This window comes from Pseudarthrobacter sp. (assembly GCF_036675385.1).
Classification (GTDB): domain Bacteria; phylum Actinomycetota; class Actinomycetes; order Actinomycetales; family Micrococcaceae; genus Arthrobacter.
Map to the genome: position 1 here is coordinate 1 of NZ_JAKFFD010000130.1, position 25,925 is coordinate 25,925.

Annotated in this window: 22 protein-coding genes and 1 pseudogene; 13 read left to right on the top strand and 10 right to left on the bottom strand. The window is 66.1% G+C overall.

Features of this window, described 5'->3' with window-relative positions; translation table 11 throughout:
• Positions 1–7 precede the first annotated feature (7 nt).
• From V6M49_RS10085 to V6M49_RS10105, 5 genes are all read left to right on the top strand, one after another.
• The gene (locus V6M49_RS10085) at positions 8–1,630 is read left to right on the top strand and encodes an ABC transporter substrate-binding protein (RefSeq protein ID WP_332761036.1); all 1,623 of its coding nucleotides are present in this window, start codon (positions 8–10) and stop codon (positions 1,628–1,630) included.
• Between the two features lie 79 nt (positions 1,631–1,709).
• A complete protein-coding gene (locus V6M49_RS10090; RefSeq protein WP_332761023.1) occupies positions 1,710–3,212 on the top strand; it encodes a malate:quinone oxidoreductase in 1,503 nt (500 codons plus the stop codon).
• Between the two features lie 89 nt (positions 3,213–3,301).
• The gene (locus V6M49_RS10095; protein WP_332761024.1) at positions 3,302–6,553 is read left to right on the top strand and encodes an efflux RND transporter permease subunit; all 3,252 of its coding nucleotides are present in this window, start codon (positions 3,302–3,304) and stop codon (positions 6,551–6,553) included.
• 113 nt (positions 6,554–6,666) lie between these two features.
• Positions 6,667–7,776, top strand: coding sequence for an LLM class flavin-dependent oxidoreductase (locus V6M49_RS10100; RefSeq protein ID WP_141140925.1), 1,110 nt, complete (start codon positions 6,667–6,669; stop codon positions 7,774–7,776).
• Complete coding sequence (locus V6M49_RS10105; protein ID WP_141140926.1) at positions 7,776–8,246, top strand: MarR family winged helix-turn-helix transcriptional regulator; 471 nt, start codon at positions 7,776–7,778, stop codon at positions 8,244–8,246. The genes V6M49_RS10100 and V6M49_RS10105 overlap by 1 nt, the downstream gene beginning before the upstream one ends.
• A 60-nt stretch (positions 8,247–8,306) precedes the next feature.
• Here the strand turns inward: V6M49_RS10105 and V6M49_RS10110 are convergent, their stop codons facing one another.
• Together V6M49_RS10110 and V6M49_RS10115 are read right to left on the bottom strand one after the other, a co-directional pair.
• Entirely contained in the window at positions 8,307–9,113 is an 807-nt protein-coding gene (locus V6M49_RS10110) for a transglutaminase-like domain-containing protein (RefSeq protein ID WP_332761025.1), read from the bottom strand.
• Positions 9,114–9,183: 70 nt separating this feature from the next.
• Positions 9,184–9,999, bottom strand: a complete 816-nt coding sequence (locus V6M49_RS10115; RefSeq protein WP_332761026.1) for a hypothetical protein — start codon at positions 9,997–9,999, stop codon at positions 9,184–9,186.
• Positions 10,000–10,093: 94 nt separating this feature from the next.
• Between V6M49_RS10115 and V6M49_RS10120 the strand changes: the two genes are divergently transcribed.
• From V6M49_RS10120 to V6M49_RS10130, 3 genes are read left to right on the top strand one after another with little or no spacing between them, the layout of a single operon-like run.
• Complete coding sequence (locus V6M49_RS10120; RefSeq protein WP_141140928.1) at positions 10,094–10,756, top strand: DUF1684 domain-containing protein; 663 nt, start codon at positions 10,094–10,096, stop codon at positions 10,754–10,756.
• A 31-nt stretch (positions 10,757–10,787) separates the two neighbouring features.
• The gene (locus tag V6M49_RS10125; protein ID WP_332761027.1) at positions 10,788–11,636 is read left to right on the top strand and encodes a fumarylacetoacetate hydrolase family protein; all 849 of its coding nucleotides are present in this window, start codon (positions 10,788–10,790) and stop codon (positions 11,634–11,636) included.
• A 19-nt stretch (positions 11,637–11,655) separates the two neighbouring features.
• The gene (locus tag V6M49_RS10130; protein WP_104061210.1) at positions 11,656–12,147 is read left to right on the top strand and encodes a GtrA family protein; all 492 of its coding nucleotides are present in this window, start codon (positions 11,656–11,658) and stop codon (positions 12,145–12,147) included.
• Here the strand turns inward: V6M49_RS10130 and V6M49_RS10135 are convergent.
• The 6 genes and pseudogenes from V6M49_RS10135 to V6M49_RS10160 form a co-directional block, all read right to left on the bottom strand.
• On the bottom strand, positions 12,144–13,298 hold the full coding sequence (locus V6M49_RS10135; protein WP_332761028.1) for a cysteine desulfurase family protein: 1,155 nt from the start codon (positions 13,296–13,298) through the stop codon (positions 12,144–12,146). The two genes, V6M49_RS10130 and V6M49_RS10135, sit on opposite strands and share 4 nt — an antisense overlap.
• Positions 13,299–13,305: 7 nt before the next feature.
• On the bottom strand, positions 13,306–14,178 hold the full coding sequence (gene nadC, locus V6M49_RS10140; RefSeq protein WP_332761029.1) for a carboxylating nicotinate-nucleotide diphosphorylase: 873 nt from the start codon (positions 14,176–14,178) through the stop codon (positions 13,306–13,308).
• Positions 14,171–15,976, bottom strand: a complete 1,806-nt coding sequence (locus V6M49_RS10145) for an L-aspartate oxidase (protein ID WP_332761030.1) — start codon at positions 15,974–15,976, stop codon at positions 14,171–14,173. The genes nadC and V6M49_RS10145 overlap by 8 nt, the downstream gene beginning before the upstream one ends.
• A 53-nt stretch (positions 15,977–16,029) precedes the next feature.
• Positions 16,030–17,352, bottom strand: coding sequence for a quinolinate synthase NadA (gene nadA, locus V6M49_RS10150; RefSeq protein ID WP_332761031.1), 1,323 nt, complete (start codon positions 17,350–17,352; stop codon positions 16,030–16,032).
• Positions 17,349–18,059 (bottom strand): NUDIX hydrolase, encoded by a 711-nt coding sequence (locus V6M49_RS10155; RefSeq protein ID WP_104061293.1) that lies wholly within the window; start codon positions 18,057–18,059, stop codon positions 17,349–17,351. Before V6M49_RS10155 ends, nadA begins: the two co-directional genes overlap by 4 nt.
• 157 nt (positions 18,060–18,216) lie before the next feature.
• Positions 18,217–18,710: pseudogene (locus tag V6M49_RS10160) on the bottom strand (Lrp/AsnC family transcriptional regulator).
• A 174-nt stretch (positions 18,711–18,884) separates the two neighbouring features.
• On the opposite strand from V6M49_RS10160, the gene V6M49_RS10165 reads away from it, so the two are divergent.
• The 4 genes from V6M49_RS10165 (at position 18,885) to V6M49_RS10180 (ending at position 22,351) form a co-directional block, all read left to right on the top strand.
• Complete coding sequence (locus V6M49_RS10165; RefSeq protein WP_332761032.1) at positions 18,885–20,264, top strand: amino acid permease; 1,380 nt, start codon at positions 18,885–18,887, stop codon at positions 20,262–20,264.
• Positions 20,265–20,333: 69 nt separating this feature from the next.
• The gene (locus tag V6M49_RS10170) at positions 20,334–20,606 is read left to right on the top strand and encodes a biotin/lipoyl-containing protein (protein WP_141140935.1); all 273 of its coding nucleotides are present in this window, start codon (positions 20,334–20,336) and stop codon (positions 20,604–20,606) included.
• Between the two features lie 4 nt (positions 20,607–20,610).
• The gene (locus V6M49_RS10175; RefSeq protein ID WP_056349303.1) at positions 20,611–21,438 is read left to right on the top strand and encodes an alpha/beta fold hydrolase; all 828 of its coding nucleotides are present in this window, start codon (positions 20,611–20,613) and stop codon (positions 21,436–21,438) included.
• A 265-nt stretch (positions 21,439–21,703) separates the two neighbouring features.
• Positions 21,704–22,351, top strand: coding sequence for a phosphoribosyltransferase (locus V6M49_RS10180; RefSeq protein ID WP_332761033.1), 648 nt, complete (start codon positions 21,704–21,706; stop codon positions 22,349–22,351).
• Between the two features lie 86 nt (positions 22,352–22,437).
• Here V6M49_RS10180 and V6M49_RS10185 read toward each other — a convergent pair whose 3' ends face one another.
• Positions 22,438–23,772: an MFS transporter gene (locus V6M49_RS10185; protein WP_141140937.1), complete on the bottom strand. Its 1,335-nt coding sequence runs from the start codon at positions 23,770–23,772 to the stop codon at positions 22,438–22,440.
• A gap of 226 nt (positions 23,773–23,998) precedes the next feature.
• On the opposite strand from V6M49_RS10185, the gene V6M49_RS10190 reads away from it, so the two are divergent.
• Positions 23,999–24,724: an IclR family transcriptional regulator gene (locus tag V6M49_RS10190; RefSeq protein WP_332761034.1), complete on the top strand. Its 726-nt coding sequence runs from the start codon at positions 23,999–24,001 to the stop codon at positions 24,722–24,724.
• Positions 24,725–24,767: 43 nt separating this feature from the next.
• Here the strand turns inward: V6M49_RS10190 and V6M49_RS10195 are convergent.
• The coding region (locus V6M49_RS10195; protein WP_332761035.1) for an MFS transporter at positions 24,768–25,925 on the bottom strand (1,158 nt) is incomplete at its 5' end.

A 25,925-nucleotide genomic window follows, 5' to 3' on the forward strand; every position in this document is an offset into this window, starting at 1 on the left:
CGTTTTTATGGCGTTAGGCCTGACCTCCTGCACCGGCAACCCACCGCCTTCGCCCTCGGCAACGTCTCCTTCAACGGCGCCCGCCGGCGCTGAACCCACCGAAACGTTCACGTTCGGCACGGCGTCCCAGCCCCTCGGCCTGGACCCCGCGCTCTCGAACGATGTGGAAAGCTACCGGATCACCCGGCAGATCCTCGAAGGCCTGGTGGGTGTGGACCAGACCACCGGAAAACCTACGCCGCTGCTGGCAACGGAATGGTCCGAAGGAAACGAAGGCCGCTCCTACACGTTCAAACTCCGCAGCGGCGTCACATTCCAGGACGGCACGCCCTTCAACGCCGACGCCGTGTGTGCCAACTTCAACCGCTGGTTCGCCTTCTCGGCGGAACTGCGGCGCCAAGCGCCGGGAAGCTCGTTCAAGAGCGTGTTCAAGGCACATTCCGACGACGCTGCGCTCTCCATTTTCAAGAGCTGCACGGCCCTTTCCGCTGACACTGTCCGGATCGACCTGACCCAGCGCTTCACCGCGTTCCTCCAGGCGCTCACCCTGCCGGCGTTCGCCATCGCATCCCCGGCCGCCCTGACAGCGGGCACGGCGGATATCCTGGATCAGACCCGTGCCGGAAACCCGGTCTCCCGGTTCGCCACCAACCCCGTCGGCACAGGACCGTTCAGCCTGGCCGCCTGGGACGAGGCCAGCGTCCGGCTCATCAGCCACAAAAACTACTGGGGTGACCGCGGGCAGATCTCCACCATTAATTTCGTCACGTACGACCACCCCCAGACGCGGCTTCAGGCCCTTCTGGACGCCAAGATCGACGGCTACGACGCCGTCACGGTGGGCAACTTCGATCAGCTGGTCAAGCGGGGCATGCAGATCGTCCAGCGTGATCCTTTCTCGGTGATGTACCTGGGCATCAACCAGGAAATTCCGGTCCTGCAGAACGAAAAGGTCCGGCAGGCCATTGAGCTGGCCATCGATAAGGAAACCCTGATCCGCAAGTTCTTCATCGACAACACCGCCAAAGCCTCACAGTTCGTTCCTCCCAAGATCAGCGGTTTCAATAATGACGCTCCCGCCCTGGGCCACGACCCGGTCAAGGCCAAGGCCTACCTGACCGAAGCCGGCTACACCGGGGAAGAGCTCAGGTTCTACTATCCGCTCAACGCCACCCGCCCCTATCTGCCCACGCCGGAAAAAATCTACGCCGAAATCAGCAGGCAACTGACCGCCGTCGGCTTCAACATCAAACCCGTCCCGGTGGACTGGTCCGAAGGCTACCTCCAGAAAGTGCAGTCACCCGGGGACCACGGGCTTCACCTGCTCGGCTGGAATGGCGCGTATGCCGATGCCGATAACTTTGTGGGCCCGCTGTTCGGCGAAAAGAACGGCGAATTCGGCTACCAGGACCCGCAGGTCTTCTCCAAGATCAACCGCGCCCGCGGCCTCCCTGCCGGCAAGGAACGCGACGAGCAGTACCACACCATCAACGCCCAGATCGCGGCCACTGTGCCGGCGGTTCCCATCGCCTTCCCCATCTCGGCACTCGCTCTCTCGGACCGCGTCAGCAGCTACCCGGCGTCCCCGGTACTGAGTGAAGTTTTCACAAAAGTACAGCTAAAGCCTTGACGGCCCGGCCCAATTTCAGTATGCGGGCCGCCCGGGGATATTCTTTGACAGCCAGAGCCGCTGCTATCGGAGACTGATTGTGACCTTCATATCCAAGACCCAACATGCCGACGTCGTTCTGATTGGCGGCGGCATCATGAGCGCCACGCTCGGGGCATTCATCAAGCAGCTTGAACCGAACTGGACCATCTCCCTGTTCGAACGACTGGACCAGCCCGGACTGGAAAGCTCCGACCCCTGGAACAACGCAGGAACGGGCCATGCCGCCCTGTGCGAGCTGAACTACTCCCCCGCAGCCAAAGACGGCTCGGTGAACCCGGCCAAGGCCCTGCTCATCAATGAACAGTTCCAGCTGTCCCGCCAGTTCTGGTCCCATCTTGTGGAAGAATCCCTGATCGGCTCGCCGAAGGGCTTCATCAACACCGTCCCGCACATGAGCTTTGTCATCGGCGAGGACAACACCAAATTCCTCAAGACCCGCTACGAAGCGCTCAAGCCCCACACGCTGTTCCGCAGCATGGAGTACTCCGAGGACCACGCCCAGATCGCCAAATGGGCGCCGCTGATCGTCAAGGGCCGCGACGCGAAGCAGCGTATCGCCGCCACCCGGGCAACCGAGGGGACCGACGTCGACTTCGGGGCACTGACCCGTGAGCTCACCACCTACCTCGGGAACAACGGCGTCGAAATCAATTACGGCCATGACGTCAGCGGCATCTCCAAGGCGTCCGACGGCGGCTGGGACCTTTCGATCAAGCACCCGGCTTCCGGGGAACACGGCAAGATCCACGCCAAGTTTGTGTTTGTAGGCGCCGGCGGCGGCGCACTGCACCTCCTTCAGGCCTCCGGCATCCCGGAGAGCAAGGGCTTCGGCGGATTCCCCGTGTCCGGCCAGTTCTTCCGCTGCACCGACGAGAAACTTGCCGCCCAGCACAGCGCCAAGGTCTATGGCCAGGCTTCGGTGGGCGCGCCGCCCATGTCGGTCCCGCACCTTGACACCCGGTACGTCGACGGGAAGCGTTCGCTCCTTTTCGGCCCTTATGCCGGCTTCTCCACTAATTTCCTGAAGAACGGCTCGTACCTTGACCTGCCGTTGTCCATCCGGCCCAGCAACATCATCCCGATGCTTGCAGTCGCCAAGGACAACATGGACCTCACCGCGTACCTCGTCAAGGAAGTCGCCAAGCGCCACGGGGACAAGGTGGAAGCGCTGCGCGAGTACTACCCCGAAGCCAAGGACGGCGACTGGGAGCTGATCACCGCCGGCCAGCGTGTGCAGATCATCAAGAAGGACCCGAAGAGGGGCGGCGTGCTGCAGTTCGGCACGGAAGTCATCGCCGGCCGCGACGGCACTATCGGGGCGCTTTTGGGTGCGTCGCCCGGCGCGTCCACAGCGGTGCCCATCATGATTGAACTGCTACAGAAGTCCTTCCCGAAGGACTTCAAGGGCTGGCAGGGCAAGCTCAAGGACATGATGCCGGGCTACGGCGTGAAGCTGGATGAGAATCCGGAACTGGCTGCCGAACTTGAGACGGCCACGGCCAAGGCATTGCAGCTGGAGAGCATTTCCGCCAACCACTGACGCCCGGCATTCCGGCCGGCAGGCCCGGCTGGACGGTCCGGTCCGGTCCGGTCCGCAGGAGTCCGTCAACCCCACAGGAGAGACCCGCGATGTTCCGGCTGGCACAACTTTCATTGGCAAACCGGGCGCTGATCGCGCTGATCACCGTCTTCGCGACGGTGTTCGGCGTGATCACCATGTCATCGCTGAAACAGGAACTCATCCCCTCCATTGAGTTCCCGCAGATCACCGTCCTCTCCGCCATGCCCGGCGCGTCGCCCGAGGTGGTGGACAAACAGGTCAGCGCACCGCTCGAAACCGCCCTGAACGGCGTCGAAGGCCTGGAGTCCACCTCCTCGACGTCACGTAACGGCGTCTCGCAGATCTCCATGGTGTTCACCTACGGGACAAACCTCGACCGCGCCCGGAACCAGATCGACCGCGCCATCTCCAACGCCAAACGCTCCCTGCCGGAGGACGTGCAGCCGCAGGCCATCGCGGGCAGCATCAGCGACTTCCCCATCGTGTTCCTGGCAGTGTCCTCGGACAAGCCCCTCAGCGAACTGAACGCCGACCTGGCACGCCTCTCCGTTCCCCGGCTCCAGAAGATCGACGGCGTCCGGGGAGCCGACGTGACCGGCGGCGCCACCCAGCACATCAAGATCATCCCCCGGCCCGAGGCGATGGTCGCCAAGGGCACCACGATCGAGTCCGTCCGGAACGCCCTCTCCAACAACGGCGCGCTGATCCCGGCCGGGACCATCCAGGAGCAGGGCAAGACGCTATCCCTCCAGATCGGCAGCCCGGTGGATTCCCTGGACGCCATCAAGGCACTCCCCCTGGGCGGAGCCAAGGATGCCGCGACCATCGGCACGGTGGCCGACGTTAGCCTGCAGGATGACGAACGGACCTCCATCACCCGGACCAACGGCCAGGAGACACTGGCGGTGTCCGTGACCAAGAAGCCCGAGGGCGACACCGTGGGAATCTCCCACGCCGTGAACGACTCGTTGGCGGCACTGGAGGCCGAGCTGGGGTCCAACGCAAAGTTCACGGCGGTGTTCGACCAGGCCCCGTTCATCGAGAAGTCCATCAAGGACCTCACCACCGAGGGCCTGCTCGGGCTGGGCTTCGCCGTCGCCGTCATCCTTGTTTTCCTGATGTCAGCCCGCTCCACCCTTGTTACCGCGGTCTCCATTCCGCTGTCGCTGCTGATCACGTTCATTGGCCTGTCCGCGACCGGCTATTCACTGAACATCCTGACCCTGGGCGCGCTGACCATTGCGATCGGCCGCGTGGTGGACGACTCGATTGTGGTGATCGAAAACATCAAGCGCCACCTCAGCTACGGGGAGGAGAAAGTCCCCGCGATCCTCACCGCTATCCGGGAGGTGGCCGGCGCCATCACCGCCTCCACCCTGACCACCGTGGCGGTCTTCCTGCCCATTGCCTTTGTGGGCGAGCTCGCCGGCGAACTCTTCCGGCCCTTCGCCCTGACAGTCACCATGGCGCTGCTGGCATCCCTGCTGGTATCGCTGACCATCGTCCCGGTCCTGGCCTACTGGTTCCTCAAGAGCCCCGCCGGTTCCGCCGCCGCCGGTTCGCCCGCTGCGGGTTCACCCACTGCCCGCGAAACTGCCGCCCGGCTTGCCGCCGCCGCCCGCGCCCAGGCCCAGGACGCCGAACAGAAAAGCCGGCTACAGCGTGCCTACCTCCCCGTCCTCAGCAAGACCCAGAAACACCCGGTGCTGACCCTGGTGGCCGCCGTTCTGGTGCTCGGCGCCACGGCCGCCATGACGCCGCTGCTGTCCACCAACCTCCTCGGCGATTCCGGCCAGAACAGCCTGACTGTCCGCCAATTGATGCCGGCGGGCACAAGCCTGGCCGACACCAGCGCCGCCGCCATCAAGGTCGAGGACGTCCTCCGCGGCATCGAGGGTGTCAAGAATGTCCAGCTCACCTCCGGAAACGCGCAGGCAGGTTTTGCCGCCCTGACGTCTTCCGGAGCCGCCAACTCCACGTTCACGGTGGTGACGGATGAAAAGGCGAATCAGGCGAAGCTCCAGGAAACCGTCCGGGCCGAAGTGGGCAAGGTGGCCGGTTCCGGGAAGATTACCGTCGGCACGCAGCAGGGTGGCTTCGGGACATCCTCTACGGTGGACATCACCATCAAGGCGGCAACGTCCGAGGACCTCCGGACGGCCAGTGACGCCATGGTTCAGGCCATGACCGGCGTGCCGGCGACCAGCGAGGTGGCAACCAACCTCGCGGCCAGCCAGCCGGTGGTCCAGGTCAAGGTTGACCGGGCCAAGACCGCGGCAGCCGGGCTGAACGAGGAACAGGTGGCCGGCGTCCTGGCTGCCACCATCAGCCCCATTCCTGCCGGGACGGTCCGGATCGACACCAACGACTTTCCGGTCCAGATCGGCGAGGGCACCCGGTTTACCAGCATTGATGCAGTGCGCAACATCGCACTCCCTGCATCCGGCTCCCCCGTCACGCTGGGCAGCATCGCGTCCGTGGAACAGGTGGACGTGCCGGTCTCCATAACCGCCAGCAACGGCCAGCGGACCGCCAAAGTGTCAGTCACGCCGTCGGGCTCCAACCTCGGTGCGGTGAACGCGGAGGTGCAGAAGCGCCTCACGGCCGTCAGCCTCCCCGCAGGGGTCACCGCCGAACTCGGCGGCGCCACCACCCAGCAGGCCGAGTCCTTCCAGCAGCTGGGCCTGGCGCTCCTCGCCGCGATCGCGATTGTCTATGTCATTATGGTGGCCACGTTCAAGTCGCTGATCCAGCCCCTGATCCTGCTGGTGTCCGTTCCCTTTGCCGCCACCGGCGCCGTGGCCCTGCTGCTGGCCACGGGCGTTCCCCTGGGCCTGCCGTCGCTGATCGGCATGCTGATGCTGGTGGGCATCGTGGTCACCAACGCCATTGTGCTCATCGATCTCATCAACCAGTACAGGCAGCCACGCGACGGCCGCGGCGGGATGAGCGTGGCGGACGCAATCACCCATGGCGCCAGGCAGCGGCTCCGCCCCATCCTGATGACCGCGCTGGCCACCGTTTTCGCGCTGACACCCATGGCGCTTGGCCTGACCGGGGGCGGCGGCTTCATTTCCCAGCCGCTGGCCGTGGTGGTGATCGGCGGCCTGGTTTCTTCCACGGCGCTGACCCTGGTGCTGGTTCCCGTGCTGTACCGGCTCGTCGAGGGACGGCGGGAAACAAAAGCACTGCTCCGTGCCATGCAGCAGCGCCCGGAGTTTGCGGAAGCCGACGACGTCGATGCCGAGTTCCGCGACTGGACCACCGGCATGGTGCCCCGCGTCACTGGCCGCCGTGCCGCTCCGGGCGACCCCCTGTAACACCTGGAATATTCTCGCCCGGGAGGCGTTATATCCGTCGATACATGCAAATGCATGAAAATCGGGTATAGTGGAAGCAAGCCCAGAGAAGTCCAGGAAACGGAAGGCACACCATGCAGATCGGCGTATTCAGCGTCAGTGACATCACCACTGACCCCACCACCGGCCGGACCCCCACGGAGAACGAACGCATCAAGGCGGCCGTGGCGATCGCCAAAAAAGTCGAGGAAATCGGCATGGATGTCTTCGCCCTCGGCGAGCACCACAACCGCCCGTTCTTCTCGTCCTCGCCCACCACCACGCTCGCGTACATCGCAGCGCAGACCGAGCGGATCACCCTCTCCACCGCCACCACGCTGATCACCACCAACGATCCGGTCAAGATCGCCGAAGACTTCGCCATGCTGCAGCACCTGGCCGACGGCCGCGTGGATCTGGTCCTGGGCCGCGGCAACACCGCTCCGGTGTACCCGTGGTTCGGCAAGAACATCCAGGACGGCGTGGAACTGGCCATCGAGAACTACAGCCTGCTGCGCCGGCTGTGGGACGAGGACACGGTGAACTGGTCCGGCAAGTTCCGCACGCCGCTGCAGAACTTCACCTCCACCCCGCGACCGCTCGACGGCGTGGCCCCCTTTGTGTGGCACGGCTCCATCCGCACGCCGCAGATCGCCGAAGTGGCCGCCTACTACGGCGACGGCTTCTTCGCGAACAACATCTTCTGGCCGAAGGAGCACTACCAGCAGCTGATCGGCATGTACCGTGAGCGCTACGAGCACTACGGCCACGGCAAGGCGGACCAGGCCATCGTGGGCCTCGGCGGGCAGTTTTTTATGCGGAAGAACTCCCAGGACGCCGTGAAGGAATTCCGGCCCTACTTCGATAACGCGCCCGTCTACGGCCACGGCCCGTCGCTGGAGGACTTCACCTCCCAGACACCGCTGACGGTGGGCAGCCCGCAGGAAGTCATCGAAAAGACCCTGACATTCCGCGAGTACTTCGGCGACTACCAGCGCCAGCTGTTCCTGATCGACCACGCAGGCCTGCCCCTGAAGACTGTGCTGGAGCAGCTTGACCTGTTCGGCGAGGAAGTCCTCCCGGTCCTCCGCAAGGAATACGCTGCCCTCAAGCCCGCCCACGTGCCGGATCCGCCCACGCATGCCGGCCGCGTGGCCGCGCTGATGGCTGCACCGGCGCCTGAAACTGCCCCTTCGGAGGCGTGATGGCTGCCAACGGAAACGAATCACCCATCCGCCTGGCGGCGGAAACCTGGGAGTCCCTGTTCCGGGCGCAGGTTGCCGTCATGCGCAGGCTGCAGGCCGGAGCTGCCTTCCGAAAGGTGGCCATCAACGAGTACGACGTCCTGTTCACGCTGTCCCGGTGTCCGTCCGGCTGGCTCCGGCTCAACGAACTTAATGACCACGTCCTGCTGAGCCAGTCGAGCCTCAGCAGGCTGGTTGAGAGGCTGGAAAAGCGCGGCCTTGTGGTCCGGATGGCGGCCCCCGACGACGGCCGCGGCGTGCTGCTGAAGCTCACCGAGGAGGGGTCTGCCCTCCAGAAGGAGATCGGCCGGGAGCACGTGCGGGACATCTCCAGCCTGGTGGGGCCGGCCCTGACGGCTGCCGAGCAGAAGGAACTCCAGCGGCTGACCGAGAAACTCCGGCATTCCGTGGGGGCGCGGCCGGCAAAGTAACTGCCCGGGGAATATCTGGCCGGGAAGTAACTGCCCCGCAGTGGCCGGGCCCTACGGGAACTAGCCCAGCATGACCAGCTTGGCCGGATCTTCCAGAGGCAGCTGGCCGTTGACCACAGCGCTGACGCGCAGCTCGTTCAGCGTGAGGCGCCCGCCCACTGTGGACAGGAATGCGGTGTCCGAGGAGTCCCGGCCGGCGGTGATTCGCAGCATCGACTCCCGCGGGGCCAGCCCCGTGGGGTCGATGACGTGCCAGGCGCCATTGACATGTGCCTCGGCTACCGCGTGGAAATCCATGGGGCTCAGCCCCGGCGCGTACACGGCGGTGAGCCGGGCCGGGACGTCCTTGGAACGCAGCAGGGCGATGGCCAGGTGCGCGAAGTCCCGGCACACTCCCCTGCGGTGCAGGAGGGTTTCCACGGCGCCGTCAGTTCCCCTGGAGGACCCGCTGATGTACCGCAATTCCCCGAAGACCCAGCTCCGCACGGCCTGGAGCAGTTCGGCGCCGTGCAAGCCGCCGAATTCGGCATAGGCCGTGGGCAGGAGCCGGTCCGACTCCGCGTAGCGGCTTGGCCGCACGTAGCGGATGAGCTCAGCCAGGGTGGCTTCTTCGGGAACGGCCTGCCCGGCCACCGTCGCTGAGTACTCAACGGTGACCTCTGCGGGTTCAGTGAGCTCCATGTAGTGCAGGCGGCCGCCATGATGGTCCGTGAGTTCCTGCAACGGAACCGGCTGACCGTCGGCCGTGACAGCCAGGGATTCATCAAACGAGGTGTAGCCGGGATTCCTGGCCACGGCGATGGCCAGGGCTGCCTTCGTGTCGGCGATGGTCCTGAAAACCATACGTGCTGAAACGGTGCGTTCCATGTATCTCCGGGGTGTGAGGTAGTGGCAGAACTTCCCGCGCTGGCCCGTGGTTGAAGGGCCAGGGGCAGGACTAGTTTTTGATCTCCAGAGACATTAGCATCCGTTGGACGTTCGCGAATTCCGAGCTCTCGTCCACGTACTTTTCGGCCTGTCCCAGGGTGTCAAACGCCTTCGCGGGGGCCACCTTCTCATCCGGGGCGAAGGCCTTCAGGACTCCGAGGTCACCGAACGAGTAGTCTCCTTTTCCTGCCGGGCCACGGACCACATTCCGCAGTTCGCAGGCCTGGCCGTCAGCCCCGCCCACAATGTTGGTGATGCCGTAGGAACCGAAGTAGCGGTAGCCCTGGATGACGCGGAACACCACGTGCGGGGTGATAATGCCTTCCCCCGTCAGGCCGGGAAGCTCCACCGGCACGCTGCTGATCACAACGTACGGTTTCCGGGCAGTCTCGGGGCACTCCGACAACGACGGCGGCAGTCCTGTCCGCAGCGTGGCCACCACCGTGCCGTCCGGCTTTTTCACCTCGATCTTCAGGGCACCCGGCAATGTCCCGTCCTCGGGCGTGACGGACTGGGCGATCCATTCCTCCGGCAGGTCGAAGCTGACAGTCTTCGCCGGATCGGTAAAGGTCTTCCAGGCAGCAGCTGTTGCGGCCGGGCCGGGTGCTGCGGACGTCGGGGCGCCCGCGGTGGCAGAAGGATCCGACGACGGGGACCCGGTAGCGCCGGCGGTTGAGCCCGTGCTGGCGCCAGGGCTGGCCGATGTCTCCGGCTGCGCTGTCCACGCCGAATCGCTGTTACCAGGCGCGCTGCAGCCGGCCGCCAGGCCACCGGCCATCAGCAGCGCTACCATCCGCACGCCCCACATTGCCGCCTTGTGTGTCATGCAGCCAGCCTATCGGCGGGCGACGGTGGGCAAGGGCCGGAGCCTCGTGTCGCCGTCGGACATTCCCCGCGCGCAAGGGACTAGGCTGGTGCCTATGGCGGATGAGCAGTACGGCGCGGACCTTGAGAGCCTGGCGGACATCTCCGCCATCGACATTGCGGACTGGCGGCTGCGGACGTTTGCCCTGTACGACACGGTACGGAAGGTTGCCGCTGAAGATCCGGCGGAGGCCCATTCCCTGTGGCGGCATGAACGCGACCGGATGTTCGCAACGCATCCGGCCTCGGCCCTCAGCGCCAGGGACAAAGCGCAGTTCTCCGGCCTGAAGACGGCCGATTACGATCCCATCTACCGCTTCTATGTGCCGCTGACCCTTGAGGGAGCCGGCCGGGAAATGACCGTGGAAACCGCCACCGACGGCGTGGTCCGGTTTGTCCGGTTGGGCACGTTCGATCTTCCCGAACTCGGCCAGCTCGGCGTGTGGAAGCTGCACGGCTATGGCGGCGGGATCTTCGTTCCGTTCCGCGACGCCACGGCCGGCCAGCCGGGGGGAACCTACGGCGCCGGCCGGTACCTCCTGGACACCATCAAGGGCGCGTTCCACGGGGTCCACGGCTCGGGGGCGGACGCGGAGTTTGTCCTGGACTTCAACTTTGCCTACAACCCGTCCTGCGCCTACAACGAGGCCTGGTCCTGCCCGCTGCCCGGCCCGTCCAACCGCCTGGCCGTGGAGATCCCGGTGGGCGAGCTGTACTGAGCCTGCCGGCCGGAGGACGTAGGATGTCATCATGACTGCCAGCGCTCCCCGCCGCCTTGCCCGTGTCCGCCCCCTGTCCCCGGCTGTGGCCGACGAGCACTTCTTCGTGGCCAATGACGCCCCGGACTTCGGCTCCGACGCCGGCCGGTCCTGGACAGTCGTTGAATCCCCTTTTGGGGCGTCCCGTCCCAATGCCAATTACCCGGCCCGGCCCGGCTGGGAAGCCGGCACAGCAGTAGACCAGGACTCGTTCACGTTCCTGGCGCCGTCGGTCCCCCTCAACGTCTTCGGCATGGCGCACAACACCGGCCAGGCAAGCCGGGGCCTCCCGCCGCAGGCCTTCCACAAGGCGGCCTCCAGCGTGATCGGCCCGGGCGAGGCCATCGAGCTGAGCTCCACGGTGGGTTACGTTGACCCGGAAGCCGAACTGACCGTCGTCGTCGGCCGTTCTGTCCGCGGCCTTACGCTGGAGACCGCCCGCAGCGCCATCCTGGGCTTCACCATCGGCAACGACGTCTCGGCGCGCGATCTGCAGAAATCGGACGAGCTGTGGATCAGCGCCAAGAGCCAGGACACTTTCACCCCCGTGGGGCCGTGGATCGTGACGGACCTCGACGACTCGGACCTGTCCATCAGCATCGTCCACAACGGCACCGAGCTGCAGGCCGCCCGCAGCACCGATCTCGGCTGGAAGGTGGACGAAATCCTCGTGTACCTCAGCTCCTTTATGACCCTGCAGGCCGGCGATCTGGTCCTGACCGGCTTCCCGGCGGAGTGTGCCCGCATTCACCCCGGGGACACAGTGGTGTGCCGCGTGGAGGGCATCGGCGAGCTCAGCAACCCGGTCACGGCGGCGTCCTGGGAGGAAACCCCCGCCTGACATGTGTCAGGCTTGACGCATGGAATCCCCTGCTGCGCCCGCCGCCCAGCTGACGCAGCAGCCCACGCGCGGTGCGCCGGCCACCAAGCATTACCGCGGAATCTTCAGATTTCCGCTGGTGCGGCAGCTCCTCCGCTTCACGGGCGTCGGCATCATCTGCACGGCAACGTCCCTGGCGCTCTATGCGTTGCTGCGGCCCTGGCTGGGACCGCAGTTGGCCAACGCGGCCGCCCTGGTGCTGACGTCTTTGATGAACACGGCACTGAACCGCAGGCTGACGTTCAAGATCTCCGGGCAGCGCCGGATGGCCCGCGACCACCTCAACGGCATGATCGTCATCGCCGTGGCGCTGGTTATCACAGGCGGCAGCCTGGGCGTGCTGCACTGGCTGCACCCGGACGCCACCGTGTCCGATGAGCTGTGGACCACCACCCTGTCTGGCTTCGCGGCCACCGCCGTGCGGTTCACGATGCTGCGGCACTGGATCTTCCGCCGCGCCCGCCACATCTAGCGGCCGAGGGTCCGGACGCTCCCGACGGCGGTGCCCACGGCCGCCGCCGCCTGCTCCAGTTCCTCGGATGTCACCGCTGAGGTGAAACTGAACCGCACAGCGGTCTGAGCGACCTCGGCGTCGTAGCCCAGCGCGGTCAGCACCGGCGACGGCGCATCCGAGCCGGCGGCGCACGCCGAACCGCTTGAGCACACCACGCCCTGCCGCTCCAGCTCCAAGAGCACGGATTCGCCGCTGGTGCCGGGGAAGCAGAACGACGCTACTGACGGCAGCCGCTCCGTGCGGTGCCCGGTGAGCAGGGCTCCCGGGACAGTGTCCAGGATGGTGGCGATGAAGTCTTCGCGGAGCCCTGCCACTCGGGCGGCCAGTTCCGGCCGTTCGGCGTGGGCGAGCGTCAGGGCGGTGGCCAGCGCCACCGCTCCTGCCACGTTTTCGGTCCCCGACCGCCGGCCGCGTTCCTGCCCGCCGCCGTGCACCAGGGGTTCGACGCGGGTCCGGCCGCGGACGTACAGCACGCCGCAGCCTTTGGGCGCGCCGAGCTTGTGGCCGGAAATGCTCAGGGCATCCACTCCCAGCGCCTTGACATCCAGGGGCAGCCAGCCGGCGGCCTGGACGGCGTCTGTATGGAACGGGATGCCCTTCGCGGTGGCCGCTGCAGCCAGTTCCGCAACCGGCTGGATGGTGCCCACCTCGTTGTTCGCGTACATGATGCTGACCAGAGCGGTCTCCGGCCGGAGCGCGGCTGCGAGCGCCTCAGGCGTCACCCGGCCGGCGCTGTCCACCGGAACCACATCCACGGTGAACCCGTGGAACCGCTCCAGATACCGTGCGGACTCCTCCACGGCGGGGTGTTCGACGGCGCTGATCACCACGCGGTTGAGCCTCGGGTCCGCGGCCTGCCGTGCCAGGGCGATGCCCTTGAGCGCGAGGTTGTCCGCCTCCGTTCCGCCGGAGGTGAAGGTGACCTCGCCCGGGCGGCAGCCGAGCACCTTGGCCACGGCGGTGCGGGCGCCTGCGAGCGCAGCCGCAGCGGCCTCGCCCAGGGTGTGGTGGCTGGAGGGGTTGCCGAACTCGCCGCTCAGATAGGGCCACATGGCCTCGAGGACTTCGCGGCGGACAGGCGTGGTGGCGGCGGCGTCGAGGAAGATCATGGCGGTGTCAGCCGGCCCTCAGTTCGACGTCCAGCCCCAGGTCCAGGGCAGCCACGCTGTGGGTGAGGCCGCCGATGGAGATGACGTCCACGCCCGCGGCCGCGATGTCCGCCACGGTGCCGAGGTTGACGTTGCCACTGGCTTCCACGATGGCGCGGCCGGCCACCTGCTTGACGCCTGCACGGAGCTCCTCGAGGGTGAAGTTGTCCAGCATGATGGTGTCCACGCCTGCTGCGAGAACAGGCTCGATCTGCTCGGCGCTGTCCACCTCCACTTCGAAGTGCGTGGTGTGCCCCAGCTGGGCCCTGGCCGCGACAAGCAGGGCGGTGAGCTTGGCGGGGTCGCCGCCGGTCATGACGGCCAGGTGGTTGTCCTTGGCCAGCACGGCGTCGGAGAGGCTGTAGCGGTGGTTCGCTCCCCCGCCGCAGCGCACCGCGTAGCGCTCCAGCACGCGCAGGCCGGGGGTGGTCTTGCGGGTATCGGTGATGCGCGCTTTGGTACCTTCGACAAGCTCTACGAATTCCGCGGTCTTGGTGGCGATGGCGCTCATGCGCTGGACCAGGTTCAGCCCGACCCGTTCGGCCAGCAGCACGGAGCGGGCGCTGCCCCTCACCCGTGCGAGATGGGTTCCGGCGATGAACGCTTCACCGTCTGCAAGCAACAACTTCACATCCGTCTCCGGATCAATGAGCTTCATGGCGTCGCGGAACACCGTTCCACCGCTGAAGATGCCGGGCACGCGGGCGTTGAGCACTGCCGTGGCGCGGGCGTCAGCCGGGATCAGCAGTTGGGAGGTGATGTCGCCGCTGGGCGCGTCCTCGGCAAAGGCCCGCTCCAGGATGTCCCGGACGGGTGCTGCGGGGAGGGTCAGGCTAGTCATTAACGAGGCTCGCTTTCCGGCTCATGGTGTAACGCTTGTCAAAATGTTCGACGGCGGCATCCGCGGGCACGCTGTCGCTGCGGTAATGCGCCCCCAAGGATTCCCGCCGCTCCCGCGCGGCATGCACCAGCAGCTGCGAAGCCAACAAAAGATTGGCATCCTCATGCTCCCGAGGATCGAAGGAATCAGGAACACTCTCAGAGGGTTCGACGACGGCCCAGGAGCCAAGAGTGGCCCCCGCCTCCCGCAACAACGACCCATTCCGGATCACCCCAGCGTTAGCAGTCATCAACCGCCGAAGCGCCACTCGGGAAAACGGCACCGCCTCACCAAACGACGTCTCGCGAGGACCAGGTGCCGGGACCGTTTCAAGCTGCCAGGGAATGGACGCTGACGCGCCGTTGAACGGTGCTCCCGTAGCGTGCGCGGCCTCCACGAAGTCGTGGGACAGCGGTGCGGAAGCGTGCGTCAAGGGGAGGCCGCCCGCGGCCGAGACAGCACGCGGAGCATCGGTGTCCCACGACGGAACGTGCCCAAGGAACGCAGCAACGGCCCGCCGCCCAAAGACCAAGCCTTCAAGAAGGGAGTTGCTGGCAAGCCGGTTAGCCCCCTGGACGCCGGTGCAAGCAACCTCACCGGCGGCAAGCAACCCAGGCACCGAGGTCCGCCCGTAGAGGTCGGTAAGGACCCCACCCATCCAGTAGTGCGCGGCTGGTGCCACGGGGACGGGTTCGCGGGTCCAGTCGACGCCGGCTTCGCGGGTGCGTTGGGTGATGGTGGGGAAGCGCTTGGCCAGGTAGCCCTCGCCCCGCCGGGCCTCGACCACCATGGCGTCAAGGAATACGTGCCCGTTGGGATCCCCAAGGGTCGCGAGGTGCAGGGCGATGCTGCGGGCGACGACGTCGCGCGGGGCGAGCTCCGCGTCGACGTGATAGGCGGGCATAAAACGTTCGCCGTTAGCGTCCAGCAGGATGGCGCCTTCGCCGCGGACGGCTTCGGAAATCAGGAGCGGTTCGGTGCCGTTGCCGGCTGCCTCAAGGGCATCGGCCGGCAGCACCATGCAGGTGGGGTGGAACTGGAAGAACTCCAGGTCCGCCACGGCGGCTCCGGCCCGCCAGGCGAGCGCCAGCCCGTCGGCAGTTGCCACGGCAGGGTTGGTGGTCTGGGCGAACAGCTGGCCCGCTCCCCCGGTGGCCAGGAGTACGGCATCGCCGTGGACGCCGAGTTCCCGCCCGTCGTGGAGGAAATTCACACCCGCCACGCGGCCTTCGGTCTGCGACAAGGACGTGACCTGGGCGTGCCCGATGACCTGGATCCGGCCAGCGGCCTGCGCATCCAGGACGGTCCTGATAAGTGCCCTGGCCACACCGGCACCGGTGGCATCGCCGCCGGCGTGCAGGATCCGCGGCGCGGAATGGGCGGCTTCGAGCCCGAGCGAGGGGTCGCCGTCGTCGTCCATGTCGAAACGCACGCCGAAGCGTTCCAAGCCGGCGATATCCAGGCGGGCCTCCGTGCAGAGGACGCGGACAGCCTCCTCGTCGCAGTGCCCGGCCCCGGCCTTCAGTGTGTCTGCGATGTGCGCGGCCACAGTGTCCCCGGGCGCGGGTTCGTCGAGGACGGCGGAGATGCCACCCTGGGCGTAGTACGTGTTGCTGTCCGCGAGCGCGCCCTTGGTCAGCAGCACCACTTCGGCGCCGGCGTCGGCGGCCAGCAACGCGGAGTACAGTCCTGCGATGCCGCTCCCGACGACGATCAGCCGCCGGGGTGCCGGACCACCGGCTGGGCTCTCTGCGCTCATGTGGGGCTCGTTTCGGTTTCCGGGGTTACAGGAGGTGGACTACAGCGGACGGGCTACAGCGGACGCGAGGCGAGCATACGCTCGAGCGCGGTCTTGGCGTTGTCCTGGACGGAATCGTCCACGCTGATGCGGTTGACGATGCGGCCTTCGACGAGTTCCTCCAGGACCCAGGCGAGGTAGCCGGGGTGGATGCGGTACATCGTGGAGCAGGGGCAGATCACCGGGTCCAGGCAGAAGATGGTGTGCTGGGGGTATTCTGCGGCGAGCCGGTTCACCATGTTGACCTCCGTGCCGATCGCGAACGTGGTCGGTTCGGTGGCGGCTGCGATGGCCTTCTTGATGAAGTCGGTGGAGCCGGCGGAATCGGCGGCGTCCACCACCTCCATAGGGCACTCGGGGTGCACAATCACGTTGACGCCGGGGAACTCGGCGCGGGCCTTTTCGATCTGACCCACGTTGAAACGCTTGTGGACCGAGCAGAAGCCGTGCCAGAGGATCACGCGGGAATCGAGCAGGGCCTGTTCGTCGTTGCCGCCCAGTTCCTTGCGCGGGTTCCACATGGGCATCTGCTCCAGCGGCACACCCATGGCTTTGGCGGTGTTGCGGCCCAGGTGCTGGTCGGGGAAGAAGAGGACCCGCTGGCCGCGTTCGAAGGCCCATTCCAGGACCACTTTGGCGTTGGAGGAGGTGCAGACGATGCCGCCGTTCCGGCCGCAGAAAGCCTTCAGGGCGGCCGAGGAATTCATGTAGGTGACCGGAATGACCGGAACCCTCCCCTCGGCATCGGCCTCGGTACCGAAAATCTCTTCGAGCTGTTCCCAGCATTCCTCGACGGAGTCGGTGTCCGCCATGTCCGCCATGGAGCAGCCGGCGGCGAGGTTGGGCAGGATGACGGCCTGTTCCGGGGTGGAGAGGATGTCCGCGGTCTCGGCCATGAAGTGCACGCCGCAGAAGATGATGGCCTCAGCGTCGGGCCGGGTGAGGGCGGCATTGGCCAGTTGGAAGGAGTCGCCCACAAAGTCGGCGTACTGGATGACTTCGTCGCGCTGGTAGAAGTGGCCCAGGATCACTGCCCGGTCCCCGAGCTTATCCTTGGCCGCCCGGATGCGGACATCGAGCTCGGCATCGCTGGCGAGCTTGTATTCCTCCGGCAGCTGGCCCTGGCGCGGCGTGGCGGCCGGGGCAACGTCCGCGCTGGAGGCGCCGGGTCCGTAGGCAGGGGCACCCGCGAGGGCTTCGGCAAGGTCGTATTCCCACGGGCCCTTGGCGAGCGCCGGGCTGCAGGTGGATGCTGTTTTGCCTGCTGCCGTGCTGCGGGCCGCGCTTTCGGCTTGTTCGCGCGTGATCAGCTGGATGGCTGTGTTGACGCTGCTCATGGTGTGCTCCTGTTATCGGGGTCAAGGCCGGGACGGCCGGTGAAGCGGTAAAGACGTGGCGGGCGGTGCTTGCCGCCCTGGAGGTATTCGCCGGTTTCTTCGATCTCCGGCGTGGATGTGAGCTGGCGGCGGAAGTTGGCCGGGTCCAGCCGGGTGTCCAGGACGGCTTCATAAACCTCCCGGACCTGGGCGAGCGTGAAGTACTCCCCCAGGAAGTGGTAGGCCACGGAACCGTAGGCCAGCTTGTTCCGCAGGCGCCGGAGCGCGTACTCAACAATGGCGTTGTGGTCGAAGGCCAGGTCCCCCACCTTGTCTGCCCTGAACCACTTCACGTTCTCCGATTCGTCGGCCAGGGCGGCCTCGGTGGGCTGGACCAGCGCCCAGTACACGATCGACACCACGCGCTGGGTGGGTGAGCGGTGCAGCCCGCCGAACGCGTAGAGCTGCTCCAGGTAGCTCGGCGTGAGTCCGGTGGTTTCCCGGAGGTTCCGGGATGCTGCATCCTGCAGGGATTCAACATGCGTGAGCGGTCCGCCAGGGAGGGCCCAAAGATCCTTGTACGGTTCACGGATCCTGCGGACCAAGGGAAGCCAAAGGGTAGGCCGGCCAGAGGATTCGCTGGGCCGCAAGGCAAAGATGACGGTGGAGATGGCGAGCGAGGGGGCTGCGGTGGCCCGCTCGGAGACGTTCGCTGAGCTGCTGTACACGGTCACTCACCCGCTCCCTGCTTCTGGGCGTCATTGCCATCACTTAGTTATAGTCATTTTGACTAGAACTGATTCTACGGCCCCGTTCCTCTGATTCAAAATGTTTCGCCGCCCCACGCGAGTGGACGAGGGGTCCTTGGGCTGGTCTCGGGAGACCTTACGCCGGCTGCCTGGCGGCTGCGGCTTCGAGCAGGTTCAGTGTCCTGCCCTGGAAGGTCCTGCCCTGGAAGTGGGTGTTAAGGACAATCACGGACGACACGCGGAGCACGGTCCTGGTGGCGATCATCGCATCCAGAACACGCTGCAGGTCCGGATTGGACCGCGCGGCGATCCTCGCCATGAGGTCCGAACTGCCCGAAACGGTGTGGACCTCGATCAGTTCCGGGATCGCGGCCAGCGCCTCGGCCACGCGTCGTGGCCCAGGTCCTGGTTGATGGTCAGTGAGCAGAAGGCCACCACCGGGAAGCCGAATTTTGCCGGGTCAGCCCGGGGCACCCACGAGCTGATCACGCCGGTCTCCGCCATCCTGTCCAGCCGCAATTGGACGGTGGCGCGGGCGACTCCCAGGACCCTCGAAGCCTCCAGCACCGAGCCCCGCGGAGTGTCAGTAAGGAATCGGACAATTTTGGCATCCAGGGCATCCACCTTCATACAATCCCCTTCATGTACCGCCATGGGGTAAGCAAGTTGCTAACCAATAATCGTCCGAGTGATTCAAAGTGCCGTTATCGTTCCACAACCCCTGCCCGCGGGCCAGCGACTTAGGCGGTAAATTCAAGTGGTCCCCGCGGGGGCACCACCCCAATCCCAAGAAGGTTCACAGGCATGACATTGAAGTCCACGGCAGTGCGGCCGAAATCCCACCTCGGCTACTCCATGAAACCCCGGCAGCTCACTATGATGGGGTTGGGCAGCGCCATCGGCGCCGGCCTGTTCCTGGGTTCGGGGGCCGGCATCCAGGCCGCGGGGCCCGCCGTGCTGATCTCGTACCTGGTCGCCGGGACACTGATCATCCTGGTGATGTGGGCACTCGGCGAGATGGCCGCTGCGAATCCCACCAGCGGCGCGTTCTCCGTTTACGCCGAGCGGGCGCTCGGAAAAACCGCCGGCGCCACCGTGGGCTGGCTGTGGTGGCTCCAGCTGGTGGTGGTCATCGCCGCGGAAGCCCTGGGCGCAGCGGGCCTGCTGTTCTCCGTCTGGCCGGTTATCCCCGCCTGGGCCCTGGCATTCATCTTTATGGTTGTGTTTACGGCCATCAACCTGACGGGCGTCAAGAACTTCGGCGAGTTCGAATTCTGGTTTGCCATCCTGAAGGTTGCCGCCATTGTGGCGTTCCTGGCCGTGGGGGCGGCCCTGCTGCTGGGTCTCCTGCCCGATGTAGCTTCGCCAGGACTCGCTAACATCACCACTGATTTTGCCCCCGCCGGGCTTGGCGGCATCGCCACGGCATTGTTCGTGGTGATCTTCGCCTTCGGCGGAACCGAGATCGTGGCCGTGGCCGCCGCGGAAACGGAGGATCCGGAGCACAGCGTGGGCAAGGCGATCCGGACGGTGTTGTGGCGCATCCTGGTCTTCTATATCGGATCGGTTTTTGTCATCGCGGCCGTCCTGCCGGTCTCCTCCGAAGGACTCGCCTCGCCATTTGCCGGCGTGCTCGACGCGGCCCGGATCCCGGGCGCCGGCACGGCGATCACCCTGGTTGCCGTCGTCGCGCTTCTCTCTGCACTGAACGCCAACCTCTATGGCGCGTCCCGCATGGTGTACTCGCTCGCCGAACGCGGCGAGGCTCCCCGGTTCCTGGCCAGGCTCAGCGGCTCCAGCGTGCCCATGGTGGCGGTGGGCGTGTCCGTGGCGTTCGGTTTCTTCGCCACGGTTCTGGAGCTGCTGTTCCCGGACCGGATCCTGCCAGCCCTGTTCCAGCTGGTCGGATCCACGTGCCTGGTGGTCTGGGGCACTGCCCTTGTTTCGCAGCTGATCCTCCGGCGCCGTGCGGACCGGGAAGGTGCCGAACTTCCGCTGCGGATGAAGGGTTTCCCGGGCCTGACTATCTTCGGGCTGGTCCTCCTGGGCCTGATCTTCGCCGTCGGCTTCAGCGCGGAGAGCAGCCGCGGACAGCTGCTCAGCACGTTCGTTCTGGTCGCCTGCCTCGCGGCAGCCTGCTGGCTCGGCGCCCGGCTCACGAAGTCCCGCCACACACCAAAGTAGCTCGCAGTTAACGTCGCCATTTCGGTTTATGGCGACGTTAACTGCCAGCCAGTTGGGTGAGGAGCGACCGTGCTTGACTGCCTGGTTTCACCCGGCGATCAGGTGGAGCGTAACCAGCCGCTGGTGGAGGAGGAAACCAGCAAATCCGCTGTTGAACTGCCCAGTCCGCAGGCAGGTAAAGTGGTCCGTATCTTCGGTGGGGCAGGCGACAGGATCAATGTCGGCGAACCCCTGATCGTATTCGAGGTACCGGACAACACTGCCGGAATCGTGGGCACGGTCCCGAAGGACGAGGCACCGACGCGCCGGGTCCGCCTGAGCGCCGTACTTGATGAGGACTGACAGCATGAGCGGCAGGCACACAGGCGAGATGCATTCCCACACCGTTGAGGGCACTGACCCCCAACTTTTTGTGGAGGTGCACGACCCCCAGAACGACGCCGGACTGCGCCCTGTGCTGCTGCTGCACGGCTTCTCCTCTTCCAGCAAGCTCAACTGGCATGACACCGGCTGGGTGGCGGCCCTGCTGGAGGCTGGCCGCCGCGTCATCACCGTGGACCTGCCAGGACACGGCCGCAGCGGCGCCCCCGAGGACATGGACTCCTACTCCCCCAGCCGGATCCGCGCGGATCTGCTGCAGATAGCGTTCGACGCCGGCGTGCGGCCATTGCACGACGGTGACCCCACCAGCGGGGTGGACGTTGTGGGCTATTCCCTGGGCGCCCGGCTCGCCTGGGAATTCGGCGCCACCCAGCCCGAGATCGTCCACCGCCTGGTCCTGGGCGGACCGAACATCGCCGATCCGCTGGCAGCCTTTGACCTCATCGCCGCGCAGAACTACCTCGCCGACGGAACCCCCATCGCGGACGAGTCCACGGCCGGCCTGCTCAAGATGGCCATGCTCCTGCCGAGCAACAACATCTTCGCGCTGCTGTCCCTGGTGGATGCCATCAAGGCCGAGCCCTTCGATCCCGCCGAAGCCGTACCCCACATGCCGATGCTCCTTGTGGCCGGCGACCAGGACGAACGTGCGGCCACCATGCCGCAGCTTGCCGCACTCGGAATCCGGGCAGGGTCCATGGCTGAACAGCTGACGTTGCCTGGCCGCAACCACACCAACGCCATCACCAGCCGGGCTTTCAAACAAGGCGCCATCGCTTTCCTGGGGGTCTGACCACTGCGCGGCCGATCCCTGCGCGGCTGATCCCTGACGGGGATTTCATAGCTCCCGCATAGGTTCCGCTGCGTGCTGGTGGTTTTCACGAAGGGTACCGACCTGAGCGACATCCCTGAACGGACTGTTGTGATCCAGGAAATCACCAAGGCTGTTACCGCCGCCCCCTCGTAACTGAGCAGCAGTGTGAGGAAGTATCCCCGGTTCCCGGCGCGGCAGCAGAAGGTAGGCTGGAAGCGTGGCGGAGACTGCCGGAGAGGGAACAATGAGCACGCGTTTTGAAGACCGCACCGATGCCGGTGAACGGCTGGCGGCGGTGCTCACGCAGTTCCGGGAACGCCCCGACACCATCGTCCTGGGGCTGGCCCGCGGCGGCATCCCTGTGGCCGCCGCGGCTGCCAAGGCCCTGTACCTGCCACTCGGCGCCGTTCTGGTCCGGAAACTCGGCATCCCCGGCCACGACGAAACAGCGTTCGGTGCGCTGGCCTGGTCGGGAGGCCGGATAGTGCGCCTGCTCAACCGTCCCTTGATCACCCGCATTCTGGACCACGGCGTCCGCCAGGAGTGGCTGGACGAAGTGGAGAAACGCGAGAGGGCCGAGCTGCTCCGCCGGGCCGCGACTTACCCGGGGATCAGCAACGACCTCACCGGTCAAACAGTTCTACTGATCGACGACGGCCTGGCCACCGGAGCCACCATGCGCGCTGCCGCCGAGGCAGCCCGTTCCGGTGGTGCGGCACGCGTCGTCGCCGCAGCGCCGGTGGGTTCGGTGGAAGCCTACACGGCCGTGTCGCGGGTGTGCGACGCCGTGCTGTGCCTGCATCTGCCTGGCAAATTCCGCGCCGTTGGCAGCTTCTACCGGCACTTCGAACAATTGACCGATGAGGACGCCATCAGCCTGCTGAACCAGTAGGCCCGACGGCAACACCGGGCCCGGAAAGCCAAACGGCGGGTCCAGGCCAGATGGCCCGAGCCCGCCGTTCTGCGATGCGTACAACTTTAGTGGTGGCTGCTGACGCCGAGCGGGTTGCCCTTCGTCTCCTTGGCAAGCACAACCCCGACAGCCGAAATCACGCACAGGATCATGATGTAGATGCCGATGGATCCGGTCCATTTGGTGCTCTGCAGCAGAGTCTCGGCAATGGTTGCGGCGAAAGCACCACCCAGGATCGCACCGAACGCGTACCCGATGGAGATGCCCGAGTAGCGGACATTGGCCGGGAACATCTCGGCGTACATCGCCGACATGGGGCCGTAGGAGAGACCGAGTCCGATGGTCAGGACGAAGAGCGCCACGCCGTAAAGCCAGATGTTCCTGGTGTCGATCAGGGCAAACATCGGGATCATCCAGACGAAGATGATCGCGTACCCGATCAGGAACGTCTTGACCCGGCCGATCCGGTCTGAGAGCCAGCCGCCGGCGAGCGTGAAGATCAGCCAGCCGAAGGAGGCGAGGGTGGTGGCGAGCAGGATTTCCGGGACCGCCATCTTCAGCGTCCTGGTGGCGTAGGAGATGAAGAAAGCGATCAACAGGTAGCCAGCGGCATTGTTGCCGATGAAGATCATGGTCGAGTAGAGCACGGGCCTCTTATGGTTACGAATGAGCTCACTGAGGGGCGCCCTGCTTTCGGCCTTTCGGGCCGCCATCTCCTGGAAGACGGGGCTCTCGGCCACGGCCCGCCGGATCAGGTATCCCACCACAATCAGCACGATGGACAGCAGGAACGGAACCCGCCAGCCCCACGAAGCAAAGTCTTCCTTGGACATGTTCGAGTTGAGTATGAAGAGCAGGCCGGTGGCCAGGATCATGCCGACCGGGACGCCGATCTGCGGGTACGCGCCGAACACGCCGCGCCGGCTCTTGGGGGCGTGCTCCACTGCCATCAGGGCAGCGCCGCCCCATTCACCGCCGGCGGAGAAGCCCTGGGCAATGCGGAGGATGATCAGCAGGATGGGGGCCCAGACGCCGATCTGCGCGTAGGTCGGCAGCATGCCGATCAGGGAGGTGGCTGCGCCCATCATCAGGAGCGTGAAGACCAGCATGGCCTTGCGTCCGAGCCGGTCACCGAGGTGGCCAGCAACCACTGCACCCAGCGGGCGGAACAGGAAGCTGATGCCGATCAGCGCGAAGGACAGGATCTGGGCCAGGCCCGGATTGGATTCGTTCAGCGGAGCCAGGAACAGCGGGGACAGCAGGGTACCCGTCAGTTGGGCGAAGATGAAGAAGTCGTACCACTCGATGGTGGTGCCGACCAGCGTTGCTGCGAGGACCTTGCGTTCCTCGTGCTTGCTGCTCGGGCCCGCCTCGGAATCGACGCGTGAAGTTTCGGTCATTGGAACTCCGTGGCTTGGGGCAGCCTGGTTGGGGATAACGGCTGCCGACGGTGGATTAAGGCCGTCCGATTTACTGATCGAACGGTCAGTTAGTATGACGTTACGCGAAGATGTGATGAAACGCACTATTTTTCTTGATTCTCCGCGCGGATCAGTTCAGTCCGAGTGTTGGAAGCCCCGTCACGGCACCCGGGCAGCGCCCGTGCAGCCGCCTAGGATGGGACGCATGACGCCTACCGCAGTCCCCGCCGGAGCAGCTCAGGCTTCGCCGTCCCAGACCCTGTCGCGCGGAATCCGTGCGCTGGAAATCCTGGCGGCCGCGGAGACTCCCTTGACCATTGCGGAACTTGCCGACGCCATGGGCGTTCACCGTTCCGTGGCCTACCGGATCCTGCGGACACTGGAGGACCATTCCTTGCTGGTGCGCGATGACGCGGGCAGAGTCCAGCCGGGGCCCGGGCTGGCTGTCCTGGCACGGGGGGTTGCCCGCAACCTGCAGACGGCCGCACTGCCGGAACTGACGCAACTCGCGAATGCCCTGACCATGAGTGCCTTTGTGGCCGTCTGGGACCGCGATGACTGCGTCACGCTGGTCACCGTGGACCCGCGGCATACCGGGGCCGCCATCGTCCAGCACCCCGGCTCCCGGCATCCCATCAGCGCCGGTGCCCCTGGCATTGCGATCCAGTCCGCCTATTCAGAAGCTGAGTGGCATGCGGCAGCCCCGGGAATCCCCTACCGGCCCGAGGCGGGAACCGCGCGGCAGCTGGGCTATGCCGCCAGCCACGATGAAGTCATCGCCGGAGTCTCCTCCGTGGCAGTTCCGGTCATGATCCCTGCCGGCCGGCCGGCCGCGCTGGCCGTCGTCTATATCCGGGCAGCCCAGAATCCTGACGAAATCGCCGCTGCGCTGGTGGCGGGTGCCGCGCGCATAGAGGCCCAGCTGGGCTGACCGTTGCACACGCCGCCTGGCGGCGACCAGCGCCCGGCGTCGATCAGTGGCGTTTGCGGAGAATGACGGCGGCCGCGGCACCAAGCACCAGCAGGCCGCCGGCGGCAATCACCGGCACAATGAAGGCGGCGTGGTATCCGTGGTCCTGCGCCAGCTGGCCACCAACGGCGGCCCCCAGTGCGGTGCCCGCCACGATCCCGCTTGCCAGAGCTGTCATGACGGTCCCCAGCCTTTCCACCGGCGCCACCAGGCCTCCGATCGCGAAGACTGTGACCATCACGGGGCCCACGGGCAATCCCAGGACCAGAAGCACCGCAATCATGCCGCCCAACGATCCGGGCACGAGCAGCAACAACGCGAGCACCGTCATGAGTGCCGCGCTGACCAGCCACCGGCCGGCGGGAGTGAAGCGCTGGGGCCAGTACGCCACGGACAGGGCTGCGGCGGCGGAACTCAGTCCCATGACCGCATACAGCAGTCCGGCGATCTCCGAGGTGGCGAAGCTGGCGGAGAAGGAGCTCAAAGCCGTCTGGGTGGACCCGAAGAAAGCGCCCATGGCCACCATCGCCAGGACGGGCAGTGCGACGGCGGCGGGAATCCTCGCAGCCTTGCGCGAAGCTGCCGAGCCCCGGTTCAGGGGAACCGCCTTGTGGGTGGAGTGCACGGCAAAGGCGGGCACCAGCGTGATGGTCATGGCTGCGGCCAAGGCCAACGGCAGCCATGGGGCCACAAGGCTGGCCAGGATTCCCACCAAAGCCGGCCCCAGGACGAACGTCAGCTCATCAGCTGTGCCTTCGTACGACAGGGCCGTGTCCAGATCCCTGCCTGCCATCACTCCCGTGCCCCTCGAGGTGAGCGCCATCCAGCGCACCCTGGCCAGCGGCCCTACCTGCGGGCAGCTGGCCCCAGCAAGGAATGCGGCGGCGATCACTGCCGCGGGAAAAGACCCGGCTTCGGGCGCAGCCCAAGCCGTCCCGATGAGGGCGAGGACAGCCAAAGTATTGAGCACCGCCGCCACCAGGAGTACGGGCCGCTGCCCCCTGCGGTCTGCGAGGGCACCAAAAACCGGGGCGCCGAGGGCCGAGCCGATCCCCACAGCACCAGCGGCAGTGCCACCCAGCGCGTAGGAGCCGGTCACGGACGTAACAAGCGTCAGGGCGCCGACAGTAAGCATGGCCAAGGGCAGCCGGGCGAACAGGCC

Coding starts and splice junctions, on each gene's coding strand:
- V6M49_RS10095 (WP_332761024.1), top strand. CDS start 3,302: ATGTTCCGGCTGGCACAACTTTCATTGGCAAACCGGGCGCTGATCGCG.
- V6M49_RS10130 (WP_104061210.1), top strand. CDS start 11,656: ATGGAATCCCCTGCTGCGCCCGCCGCCCAGCTGACGCAGCAGCCCACG.
- V6M49_RS10190 (WP_332761034.1), top strand. CDS start 23,999: ATGACGCCTACCGCAGTCCCCGCCGGAGCAGCTCAGGCTTCGCCGTCC.
- V6M49_RS10120 (WP_141140928.1), top strand. CDS start 10,094: ATGGCGGATGAGCAGTACGGCGCGGACCTTGAGAGCCTGGCGGACATC.
- V6M49_RS10085 (WP_332761036.1), top strand. CDS start 8: ATGGCGTTAGGCCTGACCTCCTGCACCGGCAACCCACCGCCTTCGCCC.
- nadA (WP_332761031.1), bottom strand. CDS start 17,352: ATGAGCAGCGTCAACACAGCCATCCAGCTGATCACGCGCGAACAAGCC.
- V6M49_RS10105 (WP_141140926.1), top strand. CDS start 7,776: ATGGCTGCCAACGGAAACGAATCACCCATCCGCCTGGCGGCGGAAACC.
- V6M49_RS10145 (WP_332761030.1), bottom strand. CDS start 15,976: ATGAGCGCAGAGAGCCCAGCCGGTGGTCCGGCACCCCGGCGGCTGATC.
- V6M49_RS10165 (WP_332761032.1), top strand. CDS start 18,885: ATGACATTGAAGTCCACGGCAGTGCGGCCGAAATCCCACCTCGGCTAC.
- V6M49_RS10135 (WP_332761028.1), bottom strand. CDS start 13,298: ATGATCTTCCTCGACGCCGCCGCCACCACGCCTGTCCGCCGCGAAGTC.
- V6M49_RS10180 (WP_332761033.1), top strand. CDS start 21,704: ATGAGCACGCGTTTTGAAGACCGCACCGATGCCGGTGAACGGCTGGCG.
- V6M49_RS10110 (WP_332761025.1), bottom strand. CDS start 9,113: ATGGAACGCACCGTTTCAGCACGTATGGTTTTCAGGACCATCGCCGAC.
- V6M49_RS10100 (WP_141140925.1), top strand. CDS start 6,667: ATGCAGATCGGCGTATTCAGCGTCAGTGACATCACCACTGACCCCACC.
- V6M49_RS10185 (WP_141140937.1), bottom strand. CDS start 23,772: ATGACCGAAACTTCACGCGTCGATTCCGAGGCGGGCCCGAGCAGCAAG.
- nadC (WP_332761029.1), bottom strand. CDS start 14,178: ATGACTAGCCTGACCCTCCCCGCAGCACCCGTCCGGGACATCCTGGAG.
- V6M49_RS10115 (WP_332761026.1), bottom strand. CDS start 9,999: ATGACACACAAGGCGGCAATGTGGGGCGTGCGGATGGTAGCGCTGCTG.
- V6M49_RS10125 (WP_332761027.1), top strand. CDS start 10,788: ATGACTGCCAGCGCTCCCCGCCGCCTTGCCCGTGTCCGCCCCCTGTCC.
- V6M49_RS10175 (WP_056349303.1), top strand. CDS start 20,611: ATGAGCGGCAGGCACACAGGCGAGATGCATTCCCACACCGTTGAGGGC.